Origin of the sequence: Hymenobacter lapidiphilus (genome assembly GCF_013377885.1) — a bacterium.
Taxonomy (GTDB): Bacteria; Bacteroidota; Bacteroidia; order Cytophagales; family Hymenobacteraceae; genus Hymenobacter; species Hymenobacter lapidiphilus.
The window spans coordinates 215,681-233,100 of sequence record NZ_JABKAU010000001.1 but is presented as its reverse complement, the minus strand read 5'-3'; the positions used below and the strand labels follow the sequence as shown (position 1 = coordinate 233,100).

The 17,420-nt window shown below is 64.4% G+C and carries 13 protein-coding genes; 7 read left to right on the top strand and 6 right to left on the bottom strand.

Annotation, left to right across the window (positions count from 1 at the left end):
• The first annotated feature begins 110 nt into the window (after nt 1-110).
• From HW554_RS01080 to HW554_RS01060, 5 genes are all read left to right on the top strand, one after another.
• Complete coding sequence (locus HW554_RS01080; RefSeq protein ID WP_176906494.1) at nt 111-1,511, top strand: efflux RND transporter periplasmic adaptor subunit; 1,401 nt, start codon at nt 111-113, stop codon at nt 1,509-1,511.
• A 204-nt stretch (nt 1,512-1,715) separates the two neighbouring features.
• A complete protein-coding gene (locus tag HW554_RS01075) occupies nt 1,716-2,705 on the top strand; it encodes an NAD(P)H-dependent glycerol-3-phosphate dehydrogenase (protein ID WP_246285027.1) in 990 nt (329 codons plus the stop codon).
• 1 nt (nt 2,706) lies between these two features.
• Nucleotides 2,707-3,198: a hypothetical protein gene (locus tag HW554_RS01070; protein ID WP_176906493.1), complete on the top strand. Its 492-nt coding sequence runs from the start codon at nt 2,707-2,709 to the stop codon at nt 3,196-3,198.
• Between the two features lie 87 nt (nt 3,199-3,285).
• Nucleotides 3,286-3,699 carry a DUF4259 domain-containing protein gene (locus tag HW554_RS01065; protein WP_176906492.1) on the top strand — a complete coding sequence of 138 codons (414 nt, stop codon included), beginning with the start codon at nt 3,286-3,288 and terminating at the stop codon, nt 3,697-3,699.
• Nucleotide 3,700: 1 nt separating this feature from the next.
• Complete coding sequence (locus tag HW554_RS01060) at nt 3,701-4,141, top strand: EamA family transporter (RefSeq protein ID WP_176906491.1); 441 nt, start codon at nt 3,701-3,703, stop codon at nt 4,139-4,141.
• A 64-nt stretch (nt 4,142-4,205) separates the two neighbouring features.
• Here HW554_RS01060 and HW554_RS01055 read toward each other — a convergent pair whose 3' ends face one another.
• The 6 genes from HW554_RS01055 to HW554_RS01030 all read right to left on the bottom strand — a co-directional run bounded on the left by HW554_RS01055 (nt 4,206) and on the right by HW554_RS01030 (nt 14,460).
• On the bottom strand, nt 4,206-6,236 hold the full coding sequence (locus tag HW554_RS01055) for an ATP-binding protein (RefSeq protein WP_176906490.1): 2,031 nt from the start codon (nt 6,234-6,236) through the stop codon (nt 4,206-4,208).
• Nucleotides 6,237-6,413: 177 nt separating this feature from the next.
• Nucleotides 6,414-8,585 carry a chemotaxis protein CheB gene (locus HW554_RS01050; protein ID WP_176906489.1) on the bottom strand — a complete coding sequence of 724 codons (2,172 nt, stop codon included), beginning with the start codon at nt 8,583-8,585 and terminating at the stop codon, nt 6,414-6,416.
• Nucleotides 8,586-8,801: 216 nt separating this feature from the next.
• The gene (locus HW554_RS01045) at nt 8,802-10,865 is read right to left on the bottom strand and encodes an ATP-binding protein (RefSeq protein WP_176906488.1); all 2,064 of its coding nucleotides are present in this window, start codon (nt 10,863-10,865) and stop codon (nt 8,802-8,804) included.
• 165 nt (nt 10,866-11,030) lie between these two features.
• The gene (locus HW554_RS01040) at nt 11,031-11,588 is read right to left on the bottom strand and encodes a TlpA family protein disulfide reductase (RefSeq protein ID WP_176906487.1); all 558 of its coding nucleotides are present in this window, start codon (nt 11,586-11,588) and stop codon (nt 11,031-11,033) included.
• Nucleotides 11,589-11,650: 62 nt separating this feature from the next.
• Nucleotides 11,651-12,028, bottom strand: coding sequence for a cupredoxin domain-containing protein (locus HW554_RS01035; protein WP_176906486.1), 378 nt, complete (start codon nt 12,026-12,028; stop codon nt 11,651-11,653).
• Between the two features lie 98 nt (nt 12,029-12,126).
• A complete protein-coding gene (locus HW554_RS01030; protein ID WP_246285025.1) occupies nt 12,127-14,460 on the bottom strand; it encodes a heavy metal translocating P-type ATPase in 2,334 nt (777 codons plus the stop codon).
• Between the two features lie 279 nt (nt 14,461-14,739).
• Between HW554_RS01030 and HW554_RS01025 the strand changes: the two genes are divergently transcribed.
• Nucleotides 14,740-14,946, top strand: a complete 207-nt coding sequence (locus HW554_RS01025; protein WP_176906485.1) for a heavy-metal-associated domain-containing protein — start codon at nt 14,740-14,742, stop codon at nt 14,944-14,946.
• Nucleotides 14,947-15,089: 143 nt separating this feature from the next.
• Complete coding sequence (locus HW554_RS01020; protein ID WP_176906484.1) at nt 15,090-17,189, top strand: heavy metal translocating P-type ATPase; 2,100 nt, start codon at nt 15,090-15,092, stop codon at nt 17,187-17,189.
• Nucleotides 17,190-17,420: the final 231 nt, after the last annotated feature.

The following is a 17,420-nucleotide window of genomic DNA, read 5'->3' as shown; positions in this document are numbered from 1 at the left end:
CCGCTGCCATGATGCGCTGCTGACTGTTCCCCCAAACTCTCCTGCCGCTGCGCCCGGCCTGCCCGGCGCTCAACCCACATTCCACGCACCTACTTCCTAACACCTCAATAATGAAAAATAACCGTACCCTGTATATCCTGCTGGCCTTGCTGGTGGTGGCGCTTGTCGGTTTCTTCGTAGCCAAAAAGCAGGGCTGGATTGGCCAGCCGGCGGGTACCGAGGTGCTGGCGGCCTCGGCCGCGCCCACGACCATTGTGGAGAAGGTGAGTGCCTCGGGCAAGGTGCAGCCCGAAACCGAAGTCAATATCTCGCCCGACGTATCGGGCGAGATAACCGAGCTGTATGTGGAAGAGGGCGACTCGGTGAAGAAAGGCCAGCTGCTGCTGCGCATCCGGCCCGATAACTACCAGGCCGTAGTGAGCCAGCAGAGTGCCGTAGTGGGCACCCAGCAGGCCAACGTAGCCCAGACCCGCGCCCGCCTGCAGCAGCTGATTGCCAGCGCCCGCCAGACCGAGCTGACTTACCGCCGCAACGCCTCGCTGTACAAGCAGAAGGTGATTTCGCAGGCAGACTATGAGGCCAGCAAAGCCGCCTACGACGCTTCGCAGGAGGAAATCAACTCGGCCCGCCAGGGCATCCGCGGAGCCCAGAGCAGCGTGCGCTCGGCGCAGGCCGGCCTGGAAGACGCCCGCCGCAACCTCGATAAAACCACCATTTATTCGCCCGTAAGCGGCACCGTGAGCAAGCTCAATGTGAAGAAGGGCGAGCGGGTAGTGGGCACCAGCCAAATGGCGGGTACCGAAATCATGCGCATCGCCAACCTGCGCGAAATGGAGGTGCGGGTGAGCGTGAACGAAAACGACATCATCAACGTGACGCTCGGCGACTCGGCCGATGTGGAAGTGGACAGCTACGCCAGCCAAGACCAGCGGTTCAGGGGCGTGGTAACCAGCATTGCCAACACGGCCAAAGACGCGCTGACGGCCGAGGCCGTAACCGAGTTTGAGGTGAAAATCCGGTTGCTGCCATCCTCTTATCAGAACCTGCTGCAGGCCAAGCCCGGCCGCCGGGTAGTGCCCTTCCGCCCCGGCATGACGGCTTCGGTCGACATCATCACCAACCGTAAAAGCAACGTGCTGAGCGTGCCGCTGGCCGCCGTAACCACCCGCGTCGATAGCACCCAAACGGCCGGAGCGGCGGCGGCCAAGGATGGCGCAGCCAAAGCCGGCGGAAAAACGGCCGCAGTGCCTACCGGCCTCCAGGCTGCACCCCAGGAAGTGGTGTTCCTGATCCGCAATGGCAAGGCCGTAATGACGCCCGTAAAAACCGGCATCAGCGACTTTCAGAACATTGAAGTCCTGAGCGGCATTCAGGCCGGCGACCAGGTCGTGAGCGGGCCGTTCCGGGCCGTGTCTAAAACCCTGAAAGACGGAGATATTGTCGTTATCAAGGACGCTAAAACCCTTGACAAGGAAGCCCTGAAGCAGGACGCGCCCTCGGAGGAGTTGTAAGGTCGGTTTAGTTGGCCAAGTGAACGAGCTGCGAAGAACGTCATTCGGAGCGAAGCGAAGAATCTCGCGTGAAGTCGTTAGGTTAGCCTGACAACATCGATACGCACGGTTCTTCGCTTCGCTCCGAATGACGTTCTTTGTTCACCGCATTATCCACTCGCCTAGCTGCCGAGTCACTCATTCACTCATTCACCGATTCTCGCATTGGAAAAAATAGCCATGCTTGGCGGCGGCTCCTGGGCCACCGCACTCACCAAAATCCTGTCGGAAAACGGCAGCCGCGTGCATTGGTGGATGCGCAGTAAAGACGATGTGCAGCACCTGCTGCGTACGCGCCACAATCCGCGCTACCTCTCGTCGGTGGCCCTCGACCTGGACCGCGTACTGCCCACCACCGACCTGAAGGAGGCCGTAGAGGCCGCCGACTGGCTGGTGCTGGCTGTGCCCGCCGCGTTTGTGCAGAGCGCCCTCGACAAGCTCGACCGCGACGCGCTGAAAGGCAAGCGCATTATTTCGGCCATCAAAGGCATGATTCCGGGCAAAAACGTGCTCGTGACCGACTACGTGGCCGAGCGGTTCCGGCTGCCCCACACCCGCCTGGGCGTAGTGGCCGGCCCCTGCCACGCCGAAGAAGTGGCCCTCGAAAAGCAGAGCTACCTCACCATTGGCTCGCCCGATGCCGAGCTGGCCGAGGATTTCTGCCGCCTGCTGCGCAACCGCTATGTGAAGGCCAACCCCGCCACCGACCTCGACGGCATCGAATACTGCGCCGTGATGAAGAACATCATTGCCCTCACCGGCGGCATTGCCCACGGCCTGGGCTACGGCGACAATTTCCTGGCCGTGCTGGTGAGCAATGCGGTGCAGGAAATGCGCCGCTTCGCCCACGCCCTCAACCCCCAGCCCCGCGACCTGTCGGGCTCGGCCTACCTGGGCGACTTGCTGGTAACGGCCTACTCGCAGTTCTCGCGCAACCGCACTTTCGGCCACATGGTGGGCCGGGGCTACTCGGTGAAATCGGCCCAGCTGGAGATGAACATGATTGCCGAGGGCTACTACGCCGTCAAGAGCATCTACGAAATCAACCGCAAGCTCCAGGTGTCCATGCCCATCACCACGGCGGCCTACAACATTCTCTACGAGAAGATTTCGCCGGCCATTGAGATTGATTTGCTTAAGGAAAAGCTGAAGTAGGGTGGAGGCGCGGCGCGAAACGGGCTGGTGGTACGCAGCGCTGGGCGCCGGCGCGGTGTCGTTGGCCGTTATCGGGGTGGCCTACCGGCAGGCCGACGCGGGCTACTGGCTATACCACGGCCCCGGATGGACAATTTACCCGGCACTTTCGGCTTTTCCCCAGAGCATAGCGCCTTCCGGTCCCGACTATATCAGTTACCTGACTTACGAGGCATTGGTGTGGGCCGCCGGCTTGGCTTTGGCGGTTGGCGTTGTCTGCTGGCTGGTAAGCCTGGGGCGCAACAGGGGGCCGGGCGCGCTACGGCCGTTGCGTTGGCTGCCACTGGTACTGGCGTTGCCGGCGGCCGGGCACGTCGGAGCGTACAAGTATCATCTGCGGCAGCGCTACGATCCGGCAAGCCACCCGCTGCGGAGCCCAACAATGAGCGCCGATTTACTAGAGTCCCCCGAAGGCTCACCGCAGGTCCCTGCAGGGGAATCGGGCCGCGACTAATAGCCCGAGTGCAAACAATGTCGTCGTTATTGGCTTCTTTGCACTGATTTCTATTTCTCTACCCGTTTCTCAAAAACAACACCGCACATGGCAGCCTGGGGCTACTACAACTTCGACAACGATACGGCCGCCGACTTTGCCGAAGATTTCAAGGCCGAACCCTCGGCCGGCGTGCTCGAACAGGCCTTGGCCGCCGTGCAGGAGGCCGATGGCGAGTACCTCGACGCCGACATAGCCAGCGAGGCGCTGGCGGCTGCCGAAATTGTGGCGGCTATTCTGGGCAAGCCCGCCCGCATCTTTCCCAACGACCTGCTGGGCGTTATTCCGGGCCTCAACCTGAGCCACGTGGAGCCCCTGCGCAAGCCCGCCCAGGAAGCCGTGCGCACTATTCTCGGGCCCGAGTCGGAGCTGCGGGAGTTTTGGGAAGACAGCGACGAATTTGAGAACTGGGAAGGGTTGCAGCGGCAGCTGCTCAAGCGCCTCGACAAGCCCGGCGCCTAGCGTGGCGGGCGCGGGGGGCTGGCTGGGGCTGGCGCTGCTGGCGGCGCTGTGCTTGGCCGGCTACAACTTCTTTATCAAGCTGGCGGCGGGCCACATTGCTGCCGCTGCCGGCGCCGTGGTGCTGCAGCTGGTAGCCGCCGCGCTGGGCGGAGTCTGGCTGCTGAGCCTGCACCTCAAAGGTGCTCCGCTGGGTGTTACGAATAAGGGCCTGGGGCTAGCTGCGCTGGCGGGCCTGGGTGTAGGGCTGGCCGAAATTCTGACTTTTGTGGTGTTCGAGCGGGGTGTGCCTGCCTCGGTCGGTACGCCCATTATCGTGGGCGGCTCGGTGCTGCTCACGGCCCTGCTGGGCGTACTGGTAGCCCGCGAAACCCTGGCGTGGCCCCAGGCGCTGGGGCTGCTGGCCATTGTGGGCGGCGTGGTGCTGCTGGCAAGAGGCGAGTGAGTGGGCTGTTCGCGTACGCTATCTGCGTTGTCAAAGCGTTGAACCATCAAGCGCCCAGTTCTCCTTATTTCACCACCTCGCTTTGGGTGAGTGGCAGCTCAATATTGATGGTGGTGCCCTGATGCGGGGCCGAGGTAATACCCAGCGTTCCGCCCAGCAGCTCGACGCGGTTGCGGATGCCGGCCAGCCCGATGCCGCCGCTGGTGGGTACCGGTGCGGGCACGAAGCCTACGCCGTCGTCGCTGATGCAGATACGCAGCTGCCCGGACTGACGGGCTACCAGTAGCGTTACCTCGCGGGCCTGCGCGTGCTTCATCACGTTGCTTAGCAGCTCCTGCGCAATACGGTAAACGGCCATCTGTACCGGCGGGGGTAGGGGCTGGGCCAGGTCGTCGAGGCCCTCCAGCGAGAGGCTAAGGTGCAGCTGGCTCACGGGCACGCGGTCGGCCAGCTCGCGCAGGGCGGCGGGCAGCCCGAAGTCTTCCAGAATGCGCGGCGTGAGTTCGAACGAGATGGTACGGGTGGCCCGGATGGCTTCCTGCAGCAGCTGCTGGCCGGCGCGCAGGGGCTCCGAGTCGGGCAGTTGGGTGAGGTGCAGGCGGGTGGCGTAGAGCAGCTGGCCCACGCCGTTGTGCAGGGCCTCGGCAATGCGGCGGCGCTCCTCTTCCTGGGTGGTGAGAATGGCCGAAAGTACCAGCTGCTGCTGGCGTAGCTGCAGGCGGGTGGTTTCGGCCAGCAGCTGTTCGCGCTGGGTTACGTCGAGGGCAAAAACAATGGCCTCGTTGCGCTCAACGTCGAAAAAGCCGTAGCTCTGAAACGATACGGTTTCGCCGTTTACCTCAGCCGAGCCCACAAAGTCAACCGATTCGCCGGCCAGCAATTGCCGGGTATAGCCGGCAATAGAAGGGAAGGTCTCGAAGACAGACCGGCCCACCAGCTCGTTATCAGCCAGCTGCAGGCGGCGTAGGCCCGCGCCTACCAGCTCGCGGTAGCGGCCGTCGGGCCCGAGGCGGCCCAGCTGCACCGGAAAGTGGCTGAGCAGGTGCTCGAGCACCTGGGTTTTGTAGCTAAGCTCCTGCTCGGCGCGGCGGCGCGGTGTCCGGTCGCGCACCAAGCCCAGCAGGCGGCCGCTCGGATTGGCCGGGGTGGGGGGCTGCACGTGGCCCGTCAGGCGCACGTAATAGTCGGGCTGCTGGGCGTCTCCTACGCGCAGCTCTACTTCGAGGCCGGCGGGCCCGGTGCCAGCCGCGGTTTCGGCCAGTTGCCGGAACCGCATGCGGTCGGCGGGATGTAGCAGGGCGATTATGGTATCGATGGGGCGGGCGGCCGCCACGTAGGGCAACCCCCAGATGGCCTGGGCGCGGGCATCGGACTGCCATGTATTGGTGGCAAAATCCCAGCTCACCACGCCCATGGCTGTTGCGTCGAGGGCCTGGCGCAGACGCTGCTCACTCTCGGCCAGCGCCCGGGTGGTGTGCTGCTGCTCCGTCACGTCGAGCAGGGCCAGGCGCACCAGCGGCTGGTCGTCGGGGCTGTGGGCCAGGGTGGCTTCGAGGCGCAGCTCCAGGGGCTGACCATTGGGGCATTGGAAGGTCAGCAGGATATTGTGGCGGGCCGTGGCGGCAGAATCGGCGGTCAACACTTGGTCCAGGAAATCAATGAACTGCGCGCGCTGCCGGGGCTCAACGAACAAGGCCAGCCGGCGGCCCTGCAGCTGCTGGCGTACCAGCCCCAGCAGCTGGGCAGTGCGCAGGTTTAGCTGGCGCAGCGTGCCAGCTGCATCGAGCGTGCAGTAGCCCACGGGGGCAAACTCGTAAAGGTCGAGGTACTGGGCGCGGCTGGTTTCGGCCTCGGTCTGGGCAATGAGCAGCTCCTCGTACTGCATTTCCAGCTCAATCTGATGCACCTGCAGCTCCTGCACCAGCCGCTGCATCTCGGCCGGCGTTTCAGTTGGCGGGCTCTGCGTGGTCAGCCGGCGCCGCTCGGCCCGTTCCCGTAGCTGGCGCAAGGCCTCACCCGCCGCCGCCGAAGCCGGCTGCAGCGCATCGTAGTCGGGGTTGGAATCCAGGGGGGAAGGCGGAAAGTCGGCAGACATGGGCGGTGCAGCTTGTTGGGGAGGGCGTTGTAGGGGCGGGGCTTGCCCCCGCCCGCCGTGCGCACCGCTCTAAGGGGAATCGTTCAACGGCGGGCGGGGGCAAGCCCCGCCCCTACAACGCCCTCCTCAGCTTAGGTTAAACAGCTTCAAGATAAAGATACCATTATCAGCAGCTCGCTACCCGGCAACTTCCTGCAGCCCCAGCAATACGTGGCCAGTGGGTTGGCCGGCGCTCAGCAGCAGGCGGGCGAAGGCGCGTACCGGCCGGCCGCCTTTCGGGCCGGGTAGGAGCAGGTTGTTAAAGGCCTGGCCCGAGCCGTTGAACAGGGCACGCAGCTGCTCGTGTAGGGCGGTGAGGTCCCAGCCGACGGGACCGAGGGCGGCGAGGTAGTGCACCGTAAGGCGGAGCAGCTGCAGGCCCGATTCGGTTTTTACCCGCACCCGCTCCACCACCACAGTCTGGCTGGTGGTGCTGGCTTTATGCACGGCGGCGCTCAGCTCATAGTTGAGTTCCTCGCGGGCCATCTCAAACAGGTTGAGCCCGCCCAGTCCGGGGGCCGGTTCGAGGAAGCGGCTGGTGCGGCCGTTCACATACAGAATTTCGCCCCGGGCATTGATGATTACAGCCGGGGGCGCATACTGTTGCAGTAGCGTTTGCTGGACCAAGGCCGCGAAGGGCCCACTTTTTCGGGGCGAGGAAGTGCTCATAGCAGTAGCGCTGGCCCCCGCCGTGGCCGAGTGCTGCGAGATGGCGAAGGGGAAGTTGACGAGTCGGGTGATGGAAGGCGAGGCGTCGTTGCGCCGCGAAATCTTCCACTTCATATCAAGCAGAATAAACAGCTCCTGGTAGCCGGTCAGGTTTTCGCTGGGTCCCAGAAACAGCAGCGCGCTGGGGTTGAGGGCGTAATGAAAAACGGGCAGCAGGTTTTTCTGCAGCTCGGCCGACAGGTAAATCAGCAGGTTGCGGCAGCACAGCAGATCGAGCTTGGTGAAGGGCGCATCCTTGGTGAGGTTGTGCACGGCAAAAATCACCACGTCGCGCACCTCCTTGGTTATTTGGTAGCTGCCATCGGCCTGGCGCACAAAAAAGCGCCGCAGCCGCTCCGGGCTTACATCGGCCGTAATGTTGGCCGGATAAAGGCCGGCGCGCGAAAAATCGATGGCTGCCGGGTTGATGTCGGTGGCGAAAATCTGGATTTTGAGGTAGCGGGCCGGTTCGATGGCGTCGAGGCTTTCGAGCAGCAGCATGGCCAGCGAGTAGGCCTCCTCGCCGGTCGAGCAGCCGGGCGCCCACACCCGCACGGTGCTGTCGGTGGGCTTGCCGCGCAGCAGTGGCGGCAGCTGCCGCTGCAGGGCCAGGTAGGCCTCGGGGTCGCGAAAAAACTTCGTAACGCCAATCAGCAGTTCCCGAAACAGGGCTTCCACCTCGGCCGGGTTCTCCTGTAGGTAGCGCACATACTGCGGAAACTCCTGAATCTGGTGGGCGTTCATGCGCCGCTCGATGCGCCGGAACACCGTGTTGCGCTTGTAGAAGCTGAAATCGTGGCCGGTCTGGGCCCGGATCAGGATAAAGATTTTCTGCAGCGCGTGCGCCGGCTGCGCGTCCGATTCGGCCTGCTCGCGGCGGGGCCGGGCAAACAGCGGTTTGTGCATGTATTCGAGCAGCTTGGCCGGCAGCTGCCCGGCGGGCAGCACGTAATCGACGAATTCGGTGGCAATGGCCGAGCGGGGCATGGAGTCGTACTCGGCTGTTTCGGGGCTCTGCACCATCACCATGCCGAAGTTCTCCATCACCATTTTCAGGCCCACGGTGCCATCAGAACCCATGCCCGAGCAGATAATGCAGATGGCCCGCTCGCGCGCATCCTTGGCCAGGCTCTGGTAGAAGAAGTCGATGGGCAGGCGGCGGCCCCGGGCCTGGGTGGGCTGAAACAGCAGCAGCGTGCCGTGCAGCATGCTCATGTCGGCGTCGGGCGGAATCACATACACGTGGTTGGGCCGCACTTTCAGGCCGTCGGCAGCCTCGTGCACGGGCATGGGCGTGAAGCGCTGCAGCACGGCCGGCAGCTCGCTGGGCTGGTCGGGGGCCAGGTGCATCACCACCACGAAGGCCATGCCGGGAGTGGGCGGCAGGGCCCGGAAAATGGCTTCGAAAGCCTGCAAAGAGCCCGCCGAGCCGCCCAGGCCCACAATCGGGAACTTATCGGTGGTATTTTCCTGGCTCTGGGCCAGGCGTAGCTGGCGGGGGCTCACCTGGCTTTCAACGGGCGGGGCCTCCACAGCAATGGGGGCAGCGGGCTCCTGGTTTTCGGTGTCTTCGGCGTAGGAAGAGGCGGCAGAATCGGGCATGGGTAGGGCACGGACCAGACAGGAATGGTAGGGCCGGCCGTGCCCAAAGCTAAGCAGGGGGCCGAGGATTCCGCATCTAGGATTGGGTAGGCCGGAGCCGTCGGGTAAGCGCAACCGGGTTTCCCCAGAACGGGTAGGGTGCGGGGCTTGCCCCCGCCCGCCGTTGGACGATTCAAACTGCGCCGTTCAACGGCAGGCGGGGGCAAGCCCCGCGCCCTACCCGTTCTGGGCGTTTTGGGGCAGTGGTAAAATAATGCAGTACTCGGTGCCGCGGCCGGGCTGGCTGCTAACGCTGAGCGCACCGCCGTGGCCGCGGGTAATCAGGTCGTGGCTCAGGGCCAGGCTCAGGCCGGTTTCGGCCCCGGCCGGAAAGCGCTGGAACAACGTAACCAGCGTTTCGGGGGGCAGCCCCTCGCCGTTGTCGCGCACCCGTATTTCGATGCTGGCCGCAGTGCGACGGGTGGTCAGCTCTATCTGAGGCACGTAGTCTTCATCGGGCTGGCGCTGGCGCTGGGCCACGGCCTGCAGGGCGGCACTGTACACGCCCACCAGCGCCCGGCCCAGGTCCTGGCGCACCACCATCATACGCTCCAGCGTGGGGTCGGGGTGAAGCAGCAGGGCGGCGCTGAAGTGGCGGTTTTTGGCCCGCATATCGTGGTACACCAGCCGCAGGTATTCTTCGGCCAGGGCGTTGAGGTCGGTGAGCTGGCGGGCCCCGCCGCCGCCCTGCGAGTACTCTAGCATACCGCGCACCACCGACTCGGCCCGCTGCCCATACTGCACAATGTGGGTTTGGTTCTGGTGCAGCGCGTCGAGCAGCTTATCGGCCATTGCCTGCTGGCTGGGGGGCAGCCACAGCTGGGTGAGGTACTGGCGCAGCTCGTCGCAGAGCTCGGTACTGGCGGCGGCGTAGCGCCGGAGCAGGCTGACGGGGCGCTGTATTTCGTGGGCAATACCAGCCATCAGCTCGCCCAACGACGCCATTTTTTCGCGTAGCACCAGCTGGCCCTGGGTTACTTTAAGCTCCTTCAGCGTCCTCACCAAATCGTCGCGCTGGGTGGTTAGCTCGCTGGCCTGCTGGCCAAGCTGCCGGTGCAGCACTTCGAGGCGGCGGGTGGCATCCTGCTGTCGGCGGTGGCGGTGCCAGAGCAGCAGCAGCGCCAATAGCAGCAGCCCGGCCCCGGCCAGCAGCGCGCCAGTGCGTATGCGGGTCAGCAGCTTGCCGCGTTCGGCCTCCAGCTCCAGCAGTCGGGTGTGCTCGTTGAAGGCAATGGCATCGAGCTGCTTGATGCGCCGCGGGTTGAAGAGGCTATCCTGGGCGGCAAGCAGCACGTGCGTGTAGTACAGGGCGCTGTCGGGCTGCTGGCGGGCTTCGTAGGCATCCATCAGCAGGGCGCTGTTGCGCACCACGCCTACCACATAGGGCAGGCTGGCGGCCAGCGCCAGCGCCCGCCGGGCGTACCAAATGCTGGAATCGGGCCGGCCTTGCTGGTTATGTAGCTCGGCCAGGTACTGAAAGGCCCGACTGACGCTGCGCAGGTCGTTTTCGGGCGCGGCTGCCTGGGCGCTGCGCTGGTAATACGCCAGCGCGGCCTGCGGGTGGCCCTGGGCCAGTTGCAGCAGGCCCAGCTCGCGCAGTACGTAGGGGGCGGGGTTACCCCAGCAGCTCCAGGCCCGGGGGCGGTGGCGGACCGTCAGCTGCCAGGCCTTGTTGAGGTAAAAGGCGGCCGAATCGTAGCGGTGCAGGCCTTCGTAGCTGGCCCCCAGGTTGGCAATTACGCTGATGAGCTGCGACATATCGGTGGTGCCAGCCTGCCGGTAGCTGTCCAGTGCCCGCAGCGAGTACCGCAACGACGGCCGGTAGTCGTCGAGGGCGAAATAGAGCAGCCCGGTCTGGTTAAGCGTGCGGGCAGTGCCTTCCAGGTCGTGGCTTTCCTCGTTGAGGCGCAGGGCAGCCAGGTTCAGGCGCAATGCTTCCGGCAGGTTACCCCGCTCGCCGGGCAGAATGGCCAGCCGCGACAGGCAGCGGCCCTCGCCCTTGGTATAGCCCAGCTGGCGGGCCAGGCGCAGGCCCTGGTGGGCATAAAAGCTCACCGAGTCGAAGCGCGAGTAGCGGTAGGTAGCGGCCAGATTGGCCAGCAGCAGCACCCGGGCCGTATCGGTGGTTGCACGGGCCAGGGCCTGCTGCAACGGCAGCGTCTGCGGGCTCTGGGCCTGTCCGGCTACCGGCCCCAACAGCAGACTTGTTAGCAGAAAAGCCCACAGCAGAGAACGGAACATGAGGAAAGGTAAGTTTCCTGTCAGTATTATCCTAATTAGAGAGCGTCCCGCCGCTAAATCCCAAAAAAGGAAGAATAGTAAGCACTTCACTAGCAACCGGATGAAGCCAGCCGCTCTCCGGCCCAACTATGCCCAAGCAAGCGGTGTAAACTACTGCGCCGGGGCTTACGGCCGCGCCGCTAGCTTCTCCAGGGCCTGCCTGAACTCGGGGGTGTCATAATCAACCAGGCCTTCGTAGCGGGCCGCCACGTGCCCGTCGGGGCTCAGAATAACGGTATTGGGAATCGTCTGCGAGTTGAAGGGCGGGGGCAGGGGCGCGGCCGGGAAGTACACCGGCAGCCGGAAGCCCTGGCGCTGCATGAATTTGAGGGCTTTTTCCGGGTTTTTATCCAGCGAAATCAGCACGAAGGCTACTTTGCTGGTGTCCGTGCGCGCGGCCAGCGCCTCAATACCGGGCATCTCAACCCGGCAGGGTGCGCACCAGGTGGCCCATAGGTTCACGAACACGGCCTTGCCCCGGAACTTGTTCAAATCAACTGGCCGACCGTTAGCCGTTACCAGCCGCAAAACGCCCGTCGTTGTGCCGCCAACCGGTACCGTGGCGGCAGCGGCGGTCTGCCGGGCCGCCGTATCTGCTAGCATCCCGGTGTGGCTCAGGCTGACGACGAAAAGCAGGCTAAGCGCTAGTAGAGGCACCCGGGAAAGCAGGGTTTTACAGGTCATATAGGGTTGGATACAGTATAAACCGGTCGCCTGACAAGTGGTAAATGCCCGTTTCAGGCGCGCTACCGCACTATTAGGCTGCCGCGTAACATTCCCATACCGCACGTGAAGGGATAGGTGCCGGCTTTGTCGGGCCGCAGCTCCACGGTGGTGGTCTGGAAAGCCGGCAGCTCGCGGCGGATGCCGAAGTCGGGCAGCAGCAGTTCCTCCGAGCAGCCGGCAGTTTCGTCGCGGTAGAAGTGGAGCTGTACCGGCTGGCCCAGGGCCACCTCCACCACGTCGGGCGAGTAGCCGCCCTTCACCTGAATAGTCGCCTGCTGCAGCCCGCCATTGCCGGCTACGGCCGTCGCCACCCGGTGCGGGGCCGCAAAGAAAAACCAGCCCACAAAGCCAATCAGGCCCGTGCCGAGCAGTGTAACGATGATTTGAGAAGTATCCATAGGGGTAAGTCAAAAGTGGGAGGGAAGAGGGGAAACCGGCTGCCTGTTATGCTGAGCTTGTTGGCCAAGGCGTAGCATGTTCAGGTTGATAGGCAGATTCAGCCTTTTACCTTGAAACCGCGCAGACGCAGCGAGTTGGTGAGCACCGACACCGAGCTTAAAGCCATGGCGGCGGCGGCCAGCATGGGCGAGAGCAGCCAGCCGGTGAAGGGGTAGAGGAGGCCCGCCGCAATGGGGATGCCCAGTGTGTTGTATACGAAAGCAAAAAACAGGTTCTGGCGGATGGTACGCACCGTTTGGCGCGAAAGGGCAATGGCCGTGACCACGCCCTGCAAATCGGAGCGCATGAGCGTGATGCCGGCCGCTTCCATGGCCACATCGGTGCCGCCGCCCATGGCCAGGCCCAGGTCGGCGCGGGCCAGGGCGGGCGCGTCGTTGATGCCGTCGCCCACCATGGCTACCACGCGGCCCTCGGCCTGAAGTTCCTGCACTTTGCCGGCCTTGTCGGCAGGCAGCACTTCGGCGTAAAAGCGGGTGATGCCCACTTGGTGGGCCACTTTTTCGGCCGTCTGGTGGTTGTCGCCGGTCATCATTACCACGGTAAGCCCCTTGCTCTGGAGCTGGCGAATGGCAGCGGCCGAAGTGTCGCGCACGGTGTCGGCCACGCCTGCCAGGGCCAGGGCCTGCCCATCTACGGAGGCATAGAGCACGGTGCGGGCCTGGGCCAGCAGCCCGGCGGCAGCCTGCTCCAGCTCGGGGCCAAGCATGATGTTGTTTTCTTCGAGTAGGCGACGGTTGCCGATGAGTACGGCCCGCCCGGCCACCGTGGCCCCGGCCCCGCGGCCCTCAAAGGCTACAAAGTCAGTTGCTTCGGCAGCTTCGCCCGGTGCCGTCTGGACCTGTTGCTGCTCGGTATAGCGCACCACGGCGGCGGCCAGCGGATGCTCGCTGCGGCGCTCCACCGCCGCCAGTAGCGGCAGCAGGGCGGATGGTTCGGTGCCCGTGGCGGTGATGAACTCGGTAACGGCCGGCTCGCCCTTCGTAATGGTGCCGGTTTTATCGAGCAGCACGGTATCCACTTGGTAAGCCTTTTCGAGGGCCTCGGCGTTGCGGATGAGTACCCCGTGGCTGGCTCCCAGGCCGGTGCCCACCATAATGGCCGTGGGCGTGGCCAGCCCGAGCGCGCAGGGGCAGGCAATGATGAGCACGGCCACAAAGTTGACCAGCGCCAGGGGCAGGCGCTGCCCGGCGGGGGCCACCGCAAACCACACCACAAACGTGGCAATGGCCAGCATAATCACTATTGGCACAAACACGGCGCTGATTTTATCGGCCAGCCGCTGAATGGGCGCGCGGCTGCCCTGGGCATCTTCCACTAGCTTCACAATCTGGGCCAGTACGGTGTTGGTGCCCACTTGGCTCACGCGGAAGCGGAAGGAGCCGGTTTTGTTGATGGTAGCCCCGAACACCGCGTCGCCCACCGATTTATCAACCGGCAGGCTCTCGCCGGTAAGCATGGATTCGTCGAGGGCCGAGCGGCCTTCCAGGATGATGCCGTCGGTGGCCACTTTCTCGCCGGGGCGCACCAGCACCTCATCGCCGGGGCGCACCTGCTCCAGCGGCACATCCACTTCCTGTCCGTCGCGCATCACGCGGGCCGTTTTGGCCTGCAGGCCGATGAGGGCTTTGATGGCGGCCGAGGTTTTGGCCTTAGCGCGGCTTTCGAGCACCTTGCCCAGCAGAATAAGGGCAATGATGGTGGCCGTGGTGTCGTAGTACACATCGGGCACGAGGCCCTGGCGCTGGAAAAAACCGGGCGCTATCGTGGCGGCCAGGCTGTACAGGAAAGCCGCGCCGGTGCCCACGGCAATCAGCGTGTCCATGCTGGCGGTACGGTGGCGCAGGCCGTTCCAGGCCGACACGTAGAACTCGCGGCCGCTGTACAGCAGCACCGGAAGCGTGAGCAGCAGCAGCCCGTAATTGAGCACCGGCATCGAAATCCGCGCCATCAACGCGGGCCACAGCATCAGCATACTCAGCGGCATAATGATAACGGCCAGCACTACCGCCACCTGAAAGCGACGCTTTAGGTCAAGATACGTCCGGGCTTTTCGATCAGCTAGTTCCTCATCGGCGGTCAGTACGTTGGGAGCGGCCGGGGCCTGGGGCTCGAACACCTGGTAGCCGGCCTGCTCTACGGCCGCCTTCAGCCCGGCGTGGTCTACCTGGTTGGGGGCGTACTCGACGGTGGCCTTCTCGGCGGCCAAGTTCACGGTGGCCCGCAGCACGCCGGGCGTGCGGATCAGGGCCCTCTCCACGAAGTTGGAGCAGGAGGCGCAGGTCATGCCCTCAATGTGGAGGGTTTCGGTGCGCGGGGCCGCCCCGGTTGGAGCATTGGGCGGGGCAGCTGAAGTGGCGGGAGTCGTTTTCAAGGCAGTTGGGCTAAGGCAGACGGAAGGAGGGAAGCCCGGGGGCTTACGTACCTATTAAACCCCAAAACCGGCCCGAAAGATGTACACGATTCCCTCTCCGGGCCTACAACATTCGGCGGCCGGCGCAACCGGGCTGTGGGGGGCGGGCGTTTGCCGGCCCCGGGTTTTGCTGGTTTTTTGGGAAATCCTGTACCACCGCCTGCCGTTTAAGGCCGTATCCTTGTGGTAGATACCGCCGGCCGGTTTGTTCGGCCAACTTCACTTTCAACTGCTCCAACCATGAAAACGCTCCGTTTCAATACCACGATCAACTGCGCCAACTGCGTGCGCGCCATCACGCCCACGCTCAACGGCGAAAAGGCCATCAGCAGCTGGCAGGTAGATACCGAAAACCCCAATAAAGTTCTCACCGTCAGCGGCGACCTGTCTGCCGAACAGGTAATGGCCCTGATTGTGGAGGCCGGCTTCGAGGCCCGCCCTGCGTAGGGTCGCGACGCCCAGCCCAGCCAGGCTACAGACATTGGTGCCCCTGGGGTTGCCCTGACTTGGCAGGGTAACCCCAGGGGCACCAGTCCGTTTTGATACCTGCAGCCCGGTGGTTTGCCGGGCCCACCCCAGCCCCGTTCCTGATGCCCGATCCGTACTCCGATAACACCGACGAAGAGCTCAATACCGCCAAGCAGGTAGACCTGGCCAACGTCGGGGCCCTCAACCGCCAGCAGCTCACGCCCGAAGCCGCCACCGCCCCCCGCGGCCAGGACCACCCGCCCACCGATACGGTCGACCACCACAACGAATCGGCAGACGAGCACGCCGGCCACTCGCACGACGGCCTTGACAATGGGCACGGACACGACCACGGCCCGGCCGGCGAGTGGCCCTACCTGTGGCCGGCCGTGAGCTTGGCGATGCTGCTGGGCGGCATTGCGCTCGACTACTTTGATGTGCCGTTTTTCGTGGGCCTGGTGCGGCCGCTGTGGTACGGGGTGGCGTTTTTGCTGGTAGGCTGGAAGGTGCTGCGGGCCGCTGCCGTGAGCCTGCCCACGGGTAACGTATTCAACGAGTTTCTGCTGATGAGCCTGGCCACGCTTGGCGCCTTTGCCATTGGCGAATACCCTGAGGGCGTGGCCGTAATGCTGTTTTACACCGTGGGCGAACTGTTTCAGGATGCCGCCGTGAACCGGGCCAAGCGCAGCATCCGGGCGCTGCTCGAAATCCAGGCCACCGAAGTAACCGTGCTACGCGACGGCCAGCGCCTGGTCATCGACCCGAAAGAGGTGCAGCTGGAGGACCTGATGGAAGTGCGGCCCGGCGAGAAAGTGGCCCTCGATGGCACGCTGGTAGCCGGCCCGGCCTCGTTCAATACGGCCGCCCTCACCGGCGAATCGGCCCCCCAAACCAAGCAGGCGGGCGAGATGGTGCTGGCCGGCATGATCAACCTCGATACGCTGGTGCAGGTAAGCGTCACGGCTGCTTTCGCCGATACCAAGCTCAGCCGCATCCTGGCTATGGTGCAGGACGCGGTGGGGCGCAAGGCCAGAACCCAGCAGTTTATCACCCGCTTCGCCAAAATCTACACGCCCATTGTGGTGTTGCTGGCCGTGGTGCTGGTGCTGGTGCCGCTAGCGGTGGTTGATGACTATGTGTTCCGCGACTGGCTGTACCGGGCGCTGGTGTTTCTGGTCATTTCCTGCCCCTGCGCGCTGGTTATCAGCATTCCGCTGGGCTACTTCGGCGGCATCGGGGCGGCCTCCAAAAACGGCATCCTGTTCAAGGGTTCCAACTTCCTGGATGTGTTGCGCGCGATTGATACCGTGGTGATGGACAAAACCGGCACGCTCACCGAGGGCGTGTTTGCGGTGCGCGAAGTAGTGGCCGCTCCCGGCACCGAGGCGGCCGAGTTGCTGCGGCTGGTCGGCGCGCTCGAAACCAAATCAACCCACCCTATTGCCAAGGCTGTGGTGCAGCACGCCCAGCCCTCCGCCACCGCTATTGCCGCCGTGGAAAGTGTGGAGGAAATTGCCGGCCACGGCCTGCGCGGCCAAGTGGCCGGCCGCACCTTGCTGGCCGGCAACACCAAGCTGCTGCGCAAATTCGACGTGACGTACCCGCCCGAAGTGGATGCCGTGGTCGACAGCATCGTGGTGCTGGCCCTCGACGGGCAGTACGCCGGCTACCTCACCGTGGCCGACGCCCCCAAAGCCGATGCCGCCCGGGCCGTGCAGGAGCTGCGCGCCGACGGCATCACCAAACTCGTGATGCTCTCGGGCGACAAAGACAGCATTGTGCAGCGCGTGGCCGCCGAGCTGGGCATCACGGAGGCCCACGGCGGCCTGCTACCCGAAGACAAAGCCCGCTACGTGCAGCAGTACCTGGATGAAGGCCGCAAGCTGGCCTTTGTGGGCGACGGCGTGAACGATGCCCCGGTAGTGGCGCTGGCCGATGTAGGCATTGCTATGGGCGGCCTGGGCTCCGATGCTACCATCGAAACCGCCGACGTGGTTATCCAGACCGACCACCCGAGCAAGATTGCCACCGCCCGCCGCATTGCCCGCGCCACCCACACCGTAGTCTGGCAGAATATCTGGCTGGCCTTCATCGTAAAGGGCGTGGTGCTGGCACTGGGCGCCGGCGGCCTGGCCACCATGTGGGAGGCTGTATTTGCCGATGTAGGCGTGGCCCTGCTGGCCATCCTCAACGCCGTGCGGATTCAGCGCATGAAGTTCTGATACGCCAGAACCGGGGGCTTGTAGCGCGAAGCTTCTGCGTCGCGCATTGCTGCCTACTGCCCAACGGTTTCGTCCAACGATGCGCGACGCAGAAGCTTCGCGCGGCAACCGCACGCTGGCAGAAATGCCCCATCCCGAACCGGAAAGCCCTGCGCCGGTGTTGGGCGGGTCTGTGTGCGCGTCATCAACCCAAACAGCAGCTCCAGCGCTTCGGTATTTACCTGGCCCTGG

Bases quoted from the DNA above. Each gene is read 5' to 3' on its own strand.
- HW554_RS01020 (WP_176906484.1), top strand. From the start codon at position 15,090: ATGCCCGATCCGTACTCCGATAACACCGACGAAGAGCTCAATACCGCC.
- HW554_RS01025 (WP_176906485.1), top strand. From the start codon at position 14,740: ATGAAAACGCTCCGTTTCAATACCACGATCAACTGCGCCAACTGCGTG.
- HW554_RS01080 (WP_176906494.1), top strand. From the start codon at position 111: ATGAAAAATAACCGTACCCTGTATATCCTGCTGGCCTTGCTGGTGGTG.
- HW554_RS01045 (WP_176906488.1), bottom strand. From the start codon at position 10,865: ATGTTCCGTTCTCTGCTGTGGGCTTTTCTGCTAACAAGTCTGCTGTTG.
- HW554_RS01055 (WP_176906490.1), bottom strand. From the start codon at position 6,236: ATGTCTGCCGACTTTCCGCCTTCCCCCCTGGATTCCAACCCCGACTAC.
- HW554_RS01065 (WP_176906492.1), top strand. From the start codon at position 3,286: ATGGCAGCCTGGGGCTACTACAACTTCGACAACGATACGGCCGCCGAC.
- HW554_RS01040 (WP_176906487.1), bottom strand. From the start codon at position 11,588: ATGACCTGTAAAACCCTGCTTTCCCGGGTGCCTCTACTAGCGCTTAGC.
- HW554_RS01035 (WP_176906486.1), bottom strand. From the start codon at position 12,028: ATGGATACTTCTCAAATCATCGTTACACTGCTCGGCACGGGCCTGATT.
- HW554_RS01050 (WP_176906489.1), bottom strand. From the start codon at position 8,585: ATGCCCGATTCTGCCGCCTCTTCCTACGCCGAAGACACCGAAAACCAG.